The sequence below is a fragment of the Methylophilus glucosoxydans genome, from assembly GCF_042676145.1.
GTDB classification, from domain to species: Bacteria; Pseudomonadota; Gammaproteobacteria; order Burkholderiales; family Methylophilaceae; genus Methylophilus; species Methylophilus glucosoxydans.
In genome coordinates this window covers 1,320,231-1,332,885 of record NZ_JBHTJW010000002.1, presented here as the reverse complement: position 1 = coordinate 1,332,885, position 12,655 = coordinate 1,320,231, and the positions used below count along the sequence as shown (strand labels likewise).

Annotated in this window: 12 protein-coding genes and 2 tRNA genes; 6 read left to right on the top strand and 8 right to left on the bottom strand. The window is 51.8% G+C overall.

Going from position 1 to position 12,655, the window contains the following annotated elements; genetic code table 11:
• Together ACFQ1T_RS09050 and ACFQ1T_RS09045 are read left to right on the top strand one after the other, a co-directional pair.
• Window positions 1-1,380: an ATP-binding protein gene (locus tag ACFQ1T_RS09050; protein ID WP_379075849.1), complete on the top strand. Its 1,380-nt coding sequence runs from the start codon at window positions 1-3 to the stop codon at window positions 1,378-1,380.
• 114 nt (window positions 1,381-1,494) lie between these two features.
• Window positions 1,495-1,585, top strand: a tRNA-Ser gene (locus ACFQ1T_RS09045).
• Window positions 1,586-1,686: 101 nt separating this feature from the next.
• Here ACFQ1T_RS09045 and ACFQ1T_RS09040 read toward each other — a convergent pair.
• Both ACFQ1T_RS09040 and ACFQ1T_RS09035 read right to left on the bottom strand, forming a co-directional pair.
• Window positions 1,687-2,073 carry a BLUF domain-containing protein gene (locus ACFQ1T_RS09040; RefSeq protein WP_379075846.1) on the bottom strand — a complete coding sequence of 129 codons (387 nt, stop codon included), beginning with the start codon at window positions 2,071-2,073 and terminating at the stop codon, window positions 1,687-1,689.
• A gap of 200 nt (window positions 2,074-2,273) precedes the next feature.
• The gene (locus tag ACFQ1T_RS09035; RefSeq protein WP_379075843.1) at window positions 2,274-2,456 is read right to left on the bottom strand and encodes a hypothetical protein; all 183 of its coding nucleotides are present in this window, start codon (window positions 2,454-2,456) and stop codon (window positions 2,274-2,276) included.
• 125 nt (window positions 2,457-2,581) lie between these two features.
• On the opposite strand from ACFQ1T_RS09035, the gene ACFQ1T_RS09030 reads away from it, so the two are divergent.
• Window positions 2,582-4,033: an acetamidase/formamidase family protein gene (locus ACFQ1T_RS09030; RefSeq protein ID WP_338654453.1), complete on the top strand. Its 1,452-nt coding sequence runs from the start codon at window positions 2,582-2,584 to the stop codon at window positions 4,031-4,033.
• A gap of 138 nt (window positions 4,034-4,171) precedes the next feature.
• Here the strand turns inward: ACFQ1T_RS09030 and ACFQ1T_RS09025 are convergent, their stop codons facing one another.
• Genes ACFQ1T_RS09025 through uvrB form a run of 4 tightly spaced genes read right to left on the bottom strand, consistent with a single transcriptional unit; the run spans window position 4,172 to window position 7,951 of the window.
• On the bottom strand, window positions 4,172-4,726 hold the full coding sequence (locus ACFQ1T_RS09025) for a hypoxanthine-guanine phosphoribosyltransferase (protein WP_379075839.1): 555 nt from the start codon (window positions 4,724-4,726) through the stop codon (window positions 4,172-4,174).
• Between the two features lie 5 nt (window positions 4,727-4,731).
• Window positions 4,732-5,601 carry a UTP--glucose-1-phosphate uridylyltransferase GalU gene (gene galU, locus ACFQ1T_RS09020; protein ID WP_194747895.1) on the bottom strand — a complete coding sequence of 290 codons (870 nt, stop codon included), beginning with the start codon at window positions 5,599-5,601 and terminating at the stop codon, window positions 4,732-4,734.
• A gap of 53 nt (window positions 5,602-5,654) precedes the next feature.
• A complete protein-coding gene (locus ACFQ1T_RS09015; RefSeq protein WP_313987966.1) occupies window positions 5,655-5,921 on the bottom strand; it encodes a SemiSWEET transporter in 267 nt (88 codons plus the stop codon).
• Window positions 5,918-7,951, bottom strand: coding sequence for an excinuclease ABC subunit UvrB (uvrB, locus tag ACFQ1T_RS09010; RefSeq protein ID WP_194747899.1), 2,034 nt, complete (start codon window positions 7,949-7,951; stop codon window positions 5,918-5,920). The genes ACFQ1T_RS09015 and uvrB overlap by 4 nt, the downstream gene beginning before the upstream one ends.
• A 162-nt stretch (window positions 7,952-8,113) precedes the next feature.
• Between uvrB and ACFQ1T_RS09005 the strand changes: the two genes are divergently transcribed.
• Both ACFQ1T_RS09005 and ACFQ1T_RS09000 read left to right on the top strand, forming a co-directional pair.
• Window positions 8,114-9,124: a trypsin-like peptidase domain-containing protein gene (locus tag ACFQ1T_RS09005; RefSeq protein WP_379075835.1), complete on the top strand. Its 1,011-nt coding sequence runs from the start codon at window positions 8,114-8,116 to the stop codon at window positions 9,122-9,124.
• A 189-nt stretch (window positions 9,125-9,313) separates the two neighbouring features.
• Complete coding sequence (locus ACFQ1T_RS09000; protein WP_379075832.1) at window positions 9,314-10,528, top strand: pyridoxal phosphate-dependent aminotransferase; 1,215 nt, start codon at window positions 9,314-9,316, stop codon at window positions 10,526-10,528.
• A 90-nt stretch (window positions 10,529-10,618) separates the two neighbouring features.
• Here the strand turns inward: ACFQ1T_RS09000 and ACFQ1T_RS08995 are convergent, their stop codons facing one another.
• Both ACFQ1T_RS08995 and ACFQ1T_RS08990 read right to left on the bottom strand, forming a co-directional pair.
• Window positions 10,619-11,344 (bottom strand): hypothetical protein, encoded by a 726-nt coding sequence (locus ACFQ1T_RS08995; RefSeq protein WP_379075829.1) that lies wholly within the window; start codon window positions 11,342-11,344, stop codon window positions 10,619-10,621.
• A 293-nt stretch (window positions 11,345-11,637) separates the two neighbouring features.
• A tRNA-Asn gene (locus ACFQ1T_RS08990) sits at window positions 11,638-11,713 on the bottom strand.
• 221 nt (window positions 11,714-11,934) lie between these two features.
• On the opposite strand from ACFQ1T_RS08990, the gene ACFQ1T_RS08985 reads away from it, so the two are divergent.
• The gene (locus tag ACFQ1T_RS08985; protein WP_379075826.1) at window positions 11,935-12,480 is read left to right on the top strand and encodes a hypothetical protein; all 546 of its coding nucleotides are present in this window, start codon (window positions 11,935-11,937) and stop codon (window positions 12,478-12,480) included.
• Window positions 12,481-12,655: the final 175 nt, after the last annotated feature.

The following is a 12,655-nucleotide window of genomic DNA, read 5'->3' as shown; positions in this document are numbered from 1 at the left end:
ATGATGAAAAAATGGCTAGGCACCATGTCGGTTCGTATTTTCCTGATCACGGTGATCGGTATTCTATTGACCGCCACCACGGTCAGGATGCTGGGACAGCGGGACTTTAAAGAAAATGAATCTCGCATGCGCGACCAATTTGCCTTTGACCGCATTGAGAGCATGGTGCGCATACTTGAAGCCACCGTCCCCGAAAAACGCGTCGAAATTCAAGACGTGTTTAAGCGTATGGGCAGCCACGTCACCATTGGCGCCAACAAACCTTCACAGGTGCCCGCCTTACCCGCAGAACTGGCGCACTTGAATACCTTGCTGGTGCCAGAAGTGGCAGACATGATTGACCTGGTTCCCCTCAGTAATTGTGCTCCACGCCGCATGACACTGCCGCCGCCGTCTGCCATGGGTTTCTCGCCGCCGCCTCGTCCGCATGGGCAATGTCTGGCCATTTACACCCACCTTGAAGACCAGACACCGATAGTGATCACTCTGCACTATGGCGGCCATAGACCACCGCCACCGCACGAACGCAACCCTTTAGCCATTTTACTGGCCTTCCTCGGCTTATTGCTGATCATTTGGACCGTCGCCTCCGTAGCCACCAGACCCCTGCGTAAACTGGCCGATGCGGCCTTGCAGCTCGCCCATAATATCGAGCACCCGCCACTGCCAGAAAATAAAGGCTCTACAGAGGTCCGCCATGCCGCCAAAGCCTTTAATGAAATGCAACGGAGCATCCTCAAGCATATTCAGGAGCGTGGCTTTATTCTGGGGGCCATCGCGCATGACCTGCAAACACCGTTGACCCGTCTGCGCTTGCGCCTCGAAAAAGTCAAAGACCCAGAACTCAAGCAGGGACTGATCAAAGATCTGACCGCCACCCAGGAAATGGTCCGGGAAGGACTGGATTTTGCGCGCCTCTGCGGTGAAAACATCCACAAAAACAAAGTGGATCTCACCGCCCTGGCAACGGCTGTTTGCGACGACTTTGAAGACGCAGGCCAAGCCATTCAAAAAACACTACCCGAACAGGCAATCACCGTCATGGGCTCAGCCCATCTGCTCACACGCTGTCTCACCAACCTGCTCAACAATACCATTGCCTATGCAAAAACGCCTGCCTTATCCATTCAAGTCAAAGGTAAACAAGTCATCTGTACCGTCTCGGACAATGGCCCAGGCATTCCTGAATCTGCCCTAACCAGCGTGCTGGAACCGTTCCGGCGCCTGGAGGACTCCCGCTCCCGCCAGACCGGTGGCACCGGCCTCGGCCTGGCCATTGCACGAATGATTGTTGAAAAACACGGTGGAAAAATGACATTGAACAACAAGACAGCCCCTGAAACCGGCCTGGTCGTGCAGATTGTGCTACCACTGAACTAAATCAGCCGTTGCGTAACACTGCTTGCATATTTTTGTTGAAGCGCGAGGCCACCACAGTGTAGACTAGCGCCCTTATCAAAGCTTGCTGGTCGCAATGATTACGCAAGACCTCCCGGAGAAGTGGCAGAGCTGGTTGAATGTACCTGACTCGAAATCAGGCATACGTGAAAGCGTATCGGGGGTTCGAATCCCCCCTTCTCCGCCAGTCATCTCAGGCATGAGAAATCCGTAGCTGGATTCTGATGACATTTTAGTCACGCCTGTTTAATGTTCACCCATTCATTCTATTTGCTTAGAACAACCACACTACTCGACATCGAGTCGACTCATTTTTTGCTTGAAGCTGTTTACAGAAAAGTCAGCCGCGGCAAGACATGCGGCCATATCAAATTGATTGTCGCTGATATCAATATAGCCCATTCCCCAGTCAGCATATAGCCTCCCTGGCAGATCACCGCTGAGGATCATCACGATATTTTTGTGTCGCCGATCACGCAGGATATTCGCTAGCAGCGCATCGACACTGGACGCTTCTCCTTCAAAATATTGCGTGAAATTTAAGCCATCAAACAGTAATACACCGGTAATTCCATCACGGCTGTTTGCAGCACGCGCAGTTTTAACGATCTCAGGCACCACCAATACGTCGTAGTGCTCTTGGTTTAATACGCTTGTATACAGAACAAATTTCATGGCTGTGCTCATGTTTTGAGATACTTAATGATATACGATAAATAATTGATCAATATATATTTAAAGCGTCATGTTTGATCTCGTCTGATCGTCGCAACAGTTCTAGCAAGCGCGCAAGCCCCGTCCTGACTGATCCGACAACCCCGTGGCATCAATAACTGCCTGGTCCTGCATCAAGCTCGACTACGTTGTTTAACGTATTAATCAACGATGACTTCGGTGCGAGCATAGTAACAAACAAGCTTGGCAGTAAACCGTGCAATGGTGATCAGCCCTTCTGTTTCTCTTTTCTTCAGGCCCGCGAGATCGGTGGTCAGCGCAAAAGAGTAACAGGTCATAGAGCGCAACTTCCCCATATTCAGCCAGCCCCCCATAGGCGGCATGCACACCTCTTATCCGTCATTCAGCCGCTCTCAAGCCTTGTTCCTTGAGCCAACGACTATCACGCCTAGCAGCGCCATGTTAACGAGCTCACTTGCACATTCTTAACCCAGTGGAGTCTTTCAATATGTCAGAGCATACTTGTAGTCCCGGTTGTCAGCATGGCGTTACCCCAGGTAATGAAGCACACATCAAAGAAGAGTTTCACGAGGCAAGGAGGTCTTTTTTAAAAGATGCCTTTGCCGTCGGCAGCACCACTGCCGCGCTTGGCGCGATGGGGATTACCATGTCGTCAAACGCCTTTGCCCAGAGTCCCAAGGTCGGTACGGGCCGCGCCAATCATTTTTATGTCCCTGCCAATGACAAAACGGTCCATTGGGGATTTTTCAGTAAATCCCTCAAACCGTTAATTGAGGTCGAGTCTGGGGACTATGTGACCCTGGAAACCCTGACCCACCATGCCAATGATGATGCCGAACGGATGGTGAGAGGCGATGCGGGCGCAGAAAGTGTGTTTTACTGGGATAGCAAACGCAAAGGAGTAGACCGTCGCGGGATAGGCGCCATGAATGCCAAAGTGGGCGCAGGGGGTGGCTTAGGTGTCCATATTTGTACCGGGCCGATTGCAGTTAAGGGCGCTGAGCCGGGTGATATTCTGGAAGTCCGCATTGTGGATGTCACTCCCAGACCTAGCGCTAACCCCTTGTACAAGGGCAAGGCCTTTGGCAGTAATGCTGCCGCCTGGTGGGGATTTCATTACGGTGACACGATAGAGGAGCCGAAAAAACGTGAAGTGATCACCATTTATGAAGTCGATGCGACCGGCGAAAGAAACTATGCGTCCGCAGTGTATAACTTTCGCTGGACGCCACAAACCGATCCATTCGGAATTGTGCACCCCATCATTGACTACCCAGGCGTCCCGGTCGACCATAAAACCATCAAAGAAAATCATAATGTACTGAAAAACGTCCGTATCCCTATCCGTCCGCACTTCGGTACTATGGGGGTCGCGCCAAGTGAAGCTGACATGGTCAACTCGATTCCTCCCAACTACACCGGCGGCAACATAGATAACTGGCGCATTGGTAAAGGCGCCACGCTCTACTACCCGGTATCGGTGTCAGGCGGCTTATTTTCGGTCGGCGATCCGCATGCGTCACAAGGCGATTCCGAGCTGTGTGGCACGGCCATCGAGTGTTCTCTGACCGGCACTTTTCAGCTGATTTTGCATAAAAAAGCCAGCCTGCCCGGCACGGCACTGGAAAGCCTGAAATATCCACTGCTGGAAACGCAAGATGAATGGCTGCTTCATGGATTCAGTTATCCAAACTACCTGGCGGACTTGGGGCCAGATGCGCAGAATAGTATTTTTGCCAAATCCTCGGTCGATTTAGCCTTGCGCGATGCCTACCGCAAAATGCGCGATTTCTTGATGACTACCCAAGGATTGAGTGAAGACGAGGCGATCTCACTGATGTCAATTGCGGTTGACTTTGGCATTACGCAGGTGGTGGATGGCAACTGGGGCGTGCATGCGTTGGTGAAAAAAAGCATTTTCCCGCCGCGCAAAAATTGATCATGCGCCAGAGCATCAGCCTGATAAATTGCTAATGGAAAGGCAACGCGCCTCTCCGTTAGCAAATCTATTTAAGAAGAAGGATGCGTTCTAAGAAAAAACAGGATTGAGCAGAGCAGCGTGCAATGCATGCGGTGACTAGATTAAAGCACGAATCTCGGGCAAATTGCGCCACCAGCCATACACGTCCATGCCGCAGCCAAATACGTAGCGGTTTGGCACCACCAACCCGACCACATCGGCTTGCAATGGCTTTTGCAAGCCATTGTCTTTTTCAGTCAGCACCGCGGTGAGCACGTGGCGCGCACCTGCCGCATGGCAAAAGCGCACCACTTCTGCCAAGGTAATCCCCTCATCCAGAATATCGTCCACAATCACCACAGTTTGGTCACGCAGGTCTAACTCGGGCTGCTTGCTCCAGACAATTTCATGGCCAGCCGTGCCGTGATAGCGATTGGCCTGCAAGTAGTCAATCCGTGCAGGCAGATTGAGTCGCGCCATTAATTGACCGGCCAGATAAAGGCCGCCACGCATCACGCAAAGCAACACGATGCTTTCGCTAGCAAGGTCTTGCATGCGCTGCTGCAACTGTAACGCAACGCGCTCGATGGCGGCGTTGACCGCTTGTGCGGTAAATACCACCTGCGACTGCGCCAGCCACTGCGCCGGCGGTTGATCCTGCGGTGCAACCATGCGCGTTAGAGGCTCAGGGTTTTCAGATACGCTCTGAAGCTGTCGGCGATTTCGGGATGTTTGAGACCCAACTCAACGTTGGCCTGCATAAAGCCGAGTTTGCTGCCGCAATCATAGCGTTTGCCCTTGTAGCGGTACGCCATGACTTTCTCGTACTGCATCAAGGCAGAAATACCGTCTGTCAGTTGAATTTCGCCGCCTTTGCCTGGCTTGACGTGCTCCAGGCACTCAAAAATGCGTGGGCTCAATACATAACGACCGACCACGGCCAGGTTGGAAGGCGCTTCTTCCGGTTTTGGTTTTTCTACCATGCCTTTCACTTCGAGCAAGTCATCGGTTTTTGCCACGGCATCCACCACGCCATAGCTGCTGGTTTCTTCTGGTGCAACCGTTTCAATGCCCAAAATGGAGCATTGCTGCTCTTCATACATGTCTACCATTTGTTTGGTGATGGATACATCACCAACCAGCAAATCGTCCGCAAGTAAGACTGAAAATGGCTCATCCCCGACCACAGGCTTGGCGCAAAGCACGGCATGGCCCAGGCCCAATGCTTGTGACTGGCGGATAAACACGCAGCTGACGCCTTTGGGCAGAATGCTGTGCACAATATCCAGCAGTTTTTGCTTGCCAGCCGCCTCGAGTTCGGCTTCCAGTTCATAGGCCTTGTCAAAATGATCCGCAATCGAACGTTTATTGCGACCAGTGATAAAAATTAACTCGGTTGCGCCAGCGGCAATCGCCTCTTCGGCTGCATATTGAATCAGCGGCTTATCGACGACAGGCAGCATTTCCTTAGGGCTAGCCTTGGTCGCTGGCAAAAATCGGGTCCCTAGCCCTGCCACCGGGAAGACTGCTTTTGTAATTTTTTTCATGGTCGTATCCTAAATAAATAAAAATAGTTATAACAAAAGAATAAAGGTGTGACTCAAATTTTTAATATAGATTTCAACTTTAAGCAAAGAACAGTCCCTGCCAGCAATGCCGTCACCGCATTGGCGATAATCACCGGCCAATCTCCGATCAAGAGACCATAAATCAGCCATAACACCACGCCAGAAGTGAAAATGGTGTACATCGGCAACGAGATGCCGCTTAAATCCCTGGTACGCCATGATTGCAAAACTTGTGGGATAAAGGCTAACGTGGTGCACACGGCAGCGATTGATCCAATACAGGTGTTTACTATGCTCATTTCAAATCTTCTACTTCGGCACCAAAGGCCTGTAACTTGAGTTTTTTGAGTTGATCCCTGAATTGGGCCGCCTTTTCGAACTCAAGGTTTTTGGCCGCGTCGTGCATGGCTTTTTCAATGCGCTTGATTTCCTTAGTCAGCATTTTTTCGCTCATGCTTTCATAGCTGGCCTGTTCCTGCGCAGCCTTGCGTTCACGCTGGGCCTCATCCTTGTCATAGACGCCATCAATGATGTCTTTAATGCGCTTGGTGACGCCTTTGGGCGTAATGCCATGCTCGGCGTTAAACGCCAATTGAATCTTGCGGCGGCGGTCCCCTTCATCCATCGCCAGCTTCATGCTGCGTGTGATGCTATTGGCATAAAAAATGACGCGCCCATTCAAATTACGCGCCGCACGGCCCGCCGTTTGAATCAATGACCGCTCAGAGCGCAAAAAGCCCTCTTTATCGGCATCCAGCACGGCCACCAGCGACACCTCGGGGATGTCCAGGCCTTCACGTAGCAGGTTAATGCCGACCAGCACATCAAACTCACCCAGGCGCAAGTCACGGATGATCTCCACGCGTTCCACCGTATCAATATCGCTATGCAAATAGCGGACCTTGACGCCATGTTCGCTCAGGTAATCCGTCAGGTCTTCAGCCATGCGCTTGGTCAGGGTTGTTGCTAGCACGCGTTCGCCCACGGCGACACAGCGTTTGATCTCGCCGAGCAGATCATCTACCTGAGTATCGGCAGGTTTGACGGTAATTTCAGGGTCTACCAGTCCGGTTGGCCGAGCAATCATTTCCACCACTTGCTGCTGATGCTCTTTTTCGTAATTGGCAGGCGTGGCCGAGACAAATACGCATTGCCGCATAATACGCTCAAACTCTTCAAACTTGAGCGGACGATTATCCATGGCCGAGGGCAGGCGCCAGCCATAATCCACCAGGTTAGCCTTGCGTGAGCGATCACCCAGATACATGCCCCCAATTTGCGGCACGGTCACATGGCTCTCGTCTATGATCATCAGCGCTTCAGCGGGCAGGTAATCAATCAGCGTCGGCGGCGGGTCGCCGGGGTTGCGGCCCGTCAAATGACGGCTGTAATTTTCAATGCCTTTGCAAAAGCCGATTTCGTTAAGCATTTCGAGGTCAAAACGCGTGCGCTGTTCGATGCGCTGCGCTTCTACCAGCTTGTTTTCACTCAGAAAAAAACTGACGCGCTGACGCAGTTCTTCCTTGATGGTTTCCATGGCCCTTACCGTCGCTTCACGCGCGGTCACATAATGGCTGGACGGGAAAATACGGAAATTGTGTATCTTGTTAAAAATCTGGCCCGTCAGCGGATCAAACAACTGAATGGTATCAATCTCGTCATCAAACAGATTGATTCTGACCGCCGTTTCACTGTTCTCTGAAGGGAACACGTCAATAATGTCGCCCCGGACACGGAAGCAGCCCCGGCTAAAGTCAAAGTCGTTGCGGTCATACTGCATGGCAATCAGGTGCGCAACAATGTCTTTTTGTGCAATCTTTTTGCCCTGATGAATATGCAACACCATGCCATGGTACTCACCCGGATCGCCAATACCGTAAATGGCCGAAACAGTAGCCACAATCACGGCATCTTCGCGCTCGAGCAAGGCTTTGGTCGCGGACAAACGCATCTGCTCAATGTGTTCGTTGATGCTGGAGTCTTTTTCGATAAACAAGTCGCGCGAAGGCACGTAGGCTTCAGGTTGGTAATAATCGTAATAGCTGACGAAATACTCGACGGCATTATTGGGAAAAAACTCGCGGAACTCGCTATAAAGCTGTGCCGCCAAGGTTTTATTCGGTGCCATGACAATCGCCGGTTTGCCGGTGCGCGCAATCACGTTCGCCATGGTGTAGGTCTTGCCAGAGCCTGTCACCCCCAGCAAGGTTTGAAACTTGAGGCCGTCATGAATCCCCTGCGTCAATTTTTCAATTGCCTGTGGTTGATCCCCAGCCGGCGGAAAGGGCTGGTGTAACTCATATTTACTACCGGGGAAAGTGACGATCACAACAACAGTCTGTGCATGGGATAAATAATATAGATTCTATTTTAACTGCTTTTGCGCAGGCAGGCATATGATTTACAATTTTCTCAACTACTTTGCGCCTGAACTTTTATCGCAAGCACCAGTCAGTTAAACCACAATGAATCATATTTTTTTGGGGGTCGCGTGAAATTCCTTTTAATAGCCATTCTGGCACTCGGTACACCAGCGGCGCAAGCCTACAATCAGCAAGCCCTGATGGAAGCTTACTTTGGCGTGGTCATGATCCGCGGCTACAACCAGGAAGGTGGCATGGCCTATGGTTCCGGCGTGGTCGTCAGCGACAATTCAGTGGTCACAAATTGCCATGTCTTGCGCGCAACCAAACAGCCCTGGGTCTCGCGTGGCGAAGACAGCTACCCAATCACCAGCGTACGCGCAGATGCCTGGCATGATTTGTGTCTGGTGACCACTAGCCATATGCCCTTCAAGCCAGTCCCGCGCGGCAACAGCCTGGCCTTGAGTCGCGGCCAGGAAATCACCGCGATTGGACACTCAAATGGTGTGCCTGCACCGATCACCTCTATTGGTGAAATTCAGGGCTTGTATCCCACGCCTGCCGGCAATATGATCCGCAGCAGCGCCAAGTTCCTCATGGGAGCCAGCGGCAGCGGCTTGTTTGACATGGATGGCAAACTGGTGGGCATCAATACCTTTAAAACGGCAGGCAATGGTGGCAGCATTCACTTTGCATTGCCCGTCGAGTGGCTGGAGACCCTGGAGAAAATGCCAGCCAGTAACATCTTTCCAGTGTCAGGCAAAGCATTGTGGGAGGAAGACGAAGACAAAAAACCCTACTATATGCGTGCTGCCGTGCCCGAATCCCGTCAAGATTGGCCCGCACTGGCGCAAGTCAGCCAGCTTTGGACCCAGCAAGAAACAAGTAGTCCAGATGCCTGGTTTAGTCTGGGGCTGGCAGAAATGTCACTCAAGCACTTTGATGTCGCCGCCTCCGCCTTTAGCCAAGCCGTCAAACTGGACAAACAGTTTGTTGAGGCCTGGTTTAGACGTGGTGAAATGGCCCAGAAACTGGGCGACCAACACACCGTGCATGAGATTGAGGGCCAGTTACAACAAATAGATCCCACCCTGGTGCCTGTCTACCAGGCTTATCTCGGCTGCGGCAAACAATGTTAAATCTTCCTGTCATCATTTTCGCCTCACCGCCCCGCCCGGGGCGACCAGCTTAAAACAACTGGCGCGCCTCGCGCGCGCCTTTCACTTCCCTATCCGCTTGTTTTTGCGTAAAATATTGCGTTTTTCATTTTTTTGCAGGCTGCATACGCAGCCTGCTTATTAAGCATACGACCCAACAAGGAAGTGATCTTGAACCAAGCTGCTGCCAACGTGCTGTCCGCACGCGTGTTATCCATTAAAGAATCGCCCACCCTGGCCATTACAGCCAAAGCGGCCAAATACAAGTCTGAGGGCCGCCCTATCATAGGCCTGGCGGCAGGCGAACCTGATTTTGACACGCCACAACATATTAAAGATGCAGCTAAGGCAGCGATTGACGCCGGGTACACCAAATATACCCCTGTGAGCGGGATTCCCGCCCTCAAAAAAGCCATCGTCAACAAATTCAAAAACGAAAATGGCTTTGATTACGCAGCCAATGAAGTGATTGTTGGCGTCGGCGGCAAACAAACCATTTTCAACCTGTGTCTGGCGGTGTTAAACCCAGGCGACGAAGTCATCGTGCCTGCCCCCTACTGGGTGAGCTATGCCGACATTGCCATGGTCGCAGAGGCAAAACCGGTGATTATCGAATGCGGGATTGAGCAAGGCTTTAAACTACTGCCCGCGCAACTCGAAGCAGCAATCAACAGCAAAACCAAACTGGTGATGTTTAACTCACCTTCCAACCCAACCGGCGCAGTCTATAGCCTGGACGAGCTCAAGGCGCTGGGCGAGGTGCTGCTCAAACATCCCCATGTGCTGGTCGCAACTGATGACATGTATGAACACGTCAACCTGACCGGCGAAAAATTCCACAACATCCTCAATGCCGCACCAGGCCTCAAAGACCGCTGCATTGTGCTCAATGGGGTGTCAAAAGCTTACTCCATGACCGGCTGGCGTATCGGTTATGCCGCAGGCCCGGCCTACATCATCAAGGCGATGGAAATCCTGCAAAGCCAATCCACCAGCAACCCGACCTCAATTTCGCAATATGCGGCCGAGGCAGCCCTCAGCGGTTCGCAAGACTGCATCAAGCCCATGGTTGCCGCCTTCCGCGAGCGCCACAAATATGTGGTGGATCGTTTTAACGCCATGCCAGGCTTGAGCTGCCTGATGGCAGGCGGCGCATTCTATGCCTTCCCGGATGCACGCCAGGCCATTGCCAACCTGCACCAGGCTGGCAAAATCAAGGAAACCACCGATATGGCGCTGGCAGAATACCTGCTTGAAGAGCACAATGTCGCCGTGGTCCCAGGCTCTGCGTTTGGCGCAGAAGGCTACTTCCGCATCTCGTTTGCCACCAGCATGGAAAACTTACGCGAAGCGTTAGACCGCATCGAGCACGCACTTAAGGTTTAACAAGATAGCCCCAAATAGACTCACCAAAAAGCGCCTGCGGGCGCTTTTTGCTTTTGCATCGCAACACCTGTCACAAAACCAGTTTAAAGCTCAAAACAAGCGTATCAGCCTAAAGCTCCATAGTTTTTCTGCGCTTTGCGCAGGGTTCAAGGTCGAGACTGCCATGCCCATCTGCAAGGTATAACGCTCACTCGCATCGTAATGTACTTGTGGCGTCAATCGATAACGCCAAGTACCGCCCCGGCTGATTTCCTGATTTATTTCCATGCCCAAGGTCACGCGCGTCGATGCATCATAAAACACCGAGTGATTAAGCAAATAGCCAGCCCTGGCACGCCGATTGACATCCTGTACACGCAGTCCCAGCATACTCAGCGACGACCATGGCTCATTCCATCGCTTGGCGACAATATAGGTTGCATCGACAGAAACAGCTTTACTATGTTTATGCATATCAACAAAAGCCTGCCAACCGGTGGCCATGCCTCGCGCAGAGGAAACCTGCAGCGTCTGCTGAATGGCCAATTTATAGCGTTCGTGCCGCGTATTCTCGATAGGCAATTCCAACTCCACCCCAATGTCGTCCGCCAGGCCATATTCAAGCTCAGGCGCCCAGCTGACATCCCCGGTCGCCGCACTCACATCCACCAGCGCATTCACCTCCAGATCGCCCTGCTTCACCCCCAACGGTCGCACCAGATCATAGACCATAGGCTCAGGCACTCTCAACACACGGTCACTATGTGCAGCATCCGACTCAAGAAACAGCGCTTCTTCAGAAGCCTCCGAAACAAAGGCGCTGGTTAACAGCCACACATAAGCACAAACAACAGCACAGACATTCACAATTACATTTATGCAAATATAAAAACCACATCATACCAAGCAAGCGACCAACGCTCCAAGTGATTCCTCCTCACACAGGTTATTCTTGTTTGACATGCGCAGGAAAGCCTTTGGAAGCAAACAGCAATGATCAGGCGTTTGCAAAATAAACAAAGAGAGAGATAAAGAATGCATCAGGATAAGGTGATCCGATATTGCGAAGCGCTAGGCAATGCTGCAGAAAAGCAAAAAGGCCTCGCATCTCTGCAAGGCCTTTTTCTATTTGGCTCCTCAACCTGGGCTCGAACCAGGGACCTACGGATTAACAGTCCGGCGCTCTACCGACTGAGCTATTGAGGAATCGGTACGTCGTTTGAAGGCGCTATATTACTGAGACCACGCCCCTTGGTCAACCACTTTTTGCGAAATATTTTATATTTTTTTGGCCACAGGCCAGCCATCTGCAAAATGCCACTCACGCTGCAAATTTTCGGCAAATTTTTGTAATATTCAGCTTGTCCAAGCTTGACAGACTTAGGCATGTAAGGTTATGAGGATATAATATTTCCAGGAGAATAAAGATGCATAGCATGGTGGCAAAAATTTCACACCTGGATGGTCAGGTCGAGGCGGTCAACGCAATGGGCCAGCACCGGCCACTGAGCGCTGGGGACTGGTTACGTGAGGGTGAGCGTATTGTGGCGCAGGATGGCGCTCAGGTTTCGCTGGAGACTGCGACTGGTGAACGCTTGCAGGTGCAAGGTCTGCAAACCATGACACTGAGCGCGCAATTGACGGCGGATTATCTGCCGCATGCCAGTGATGATGCGATTGATGCACAATTGTTGCAACATGTCCTCTCCTCATTACAGGCGGGCGATACCGAACTGGATATTTCTACCCTCTTACAATCACCGCTGGAGTTTGCCGCTTTTGCGGCCCCAGCGGATCATCCGCCACAAGCGGATGCCTTGCATATCGCTGACTTGATCCCTGAACAAGCCGCCGCTGAACATGGTCCATCCAGTTTAGCGCCTAACGATAGTGTCGCGTTGATGGTTGCCACCGCATTGCCTAGCGAGATCGCGCTGCAGCAGCAACTATTAAAAGACCTGGATCAGCACTAATCTTGTGAGTGATGTCTGCTAAAAGCCTTGCATTGTTGCAAGGCTTTTTACTTATGCGGGCCTGCGCTCTTACCAACAAGTCATCAAACGGCGTCTCTTTGTCAGGCAAACGCCGAGGATAGATTTTTTTACTTGCAGACGGCCCTGTGGCAAACTTAATGGGCGTAGACACGGT

Bases quoted from the DNA above. Each gene is read 5' to 3' on its own strand.
- galU (WP_194747895.1), bottom strand. From the start codon at position 5,601: ATGAAAAAAATTACAAAAGCAGTCTTCCCGGTGGCAGGGCTAGGGACC.
- ACFQ1T_RS09030 (WP_338654453.1), top strand. From the start codon at position 2,582: ATGTCAGAGCATACTTGTAGTCCCGGTTGTCAGCATGGCGTTACCCCA.
- ACFQ1T_RS08985 (WP_379075826.1), top strand. From the start codon at position 11,935: ATGCATAGCATGGTGGCAAAAATTTCACACCTGGATGGTCAGGTCGAG.
- ACFQ1T_RS09035 (WP_379075843.1), bottom strand. From the start codon at position 2,456: ATGCCGCCTATGGGGGGCTGGCTGAATATGGGGAAGTTGCGCTCTATG.
- ACFQ1T_RS09025 (WP_379075839.1), bottom strand. From the start codon at position 4,726: ATGGTTGCACCGCAGGATCAACCGCCGGCGCAGTGGCTGGCGCAGTCG.
- ACFQ1T_RS09050 (WP_379075849.1), top strand. From the start codon at position 1: ATGATGAAAAAATGGCTAGGCACCATGTCGGTTCGTATTTTCCTGATC.
- ACFQ1T_RS09015 (WP_313987966.1), bottom strand. From the start codon at position 5,921: ATGAGCATAGTAAACACCTGTATTGGATCAATCGCTGCCGTGTGCACC.
- ACFQ1T_RS09040 (WP_379075846.1), bottom strand. From the start codon at position 2,073: ATGAAATTTGTTCTGTATACAAGCGTATTAAACCAAGAGCACTACGAC.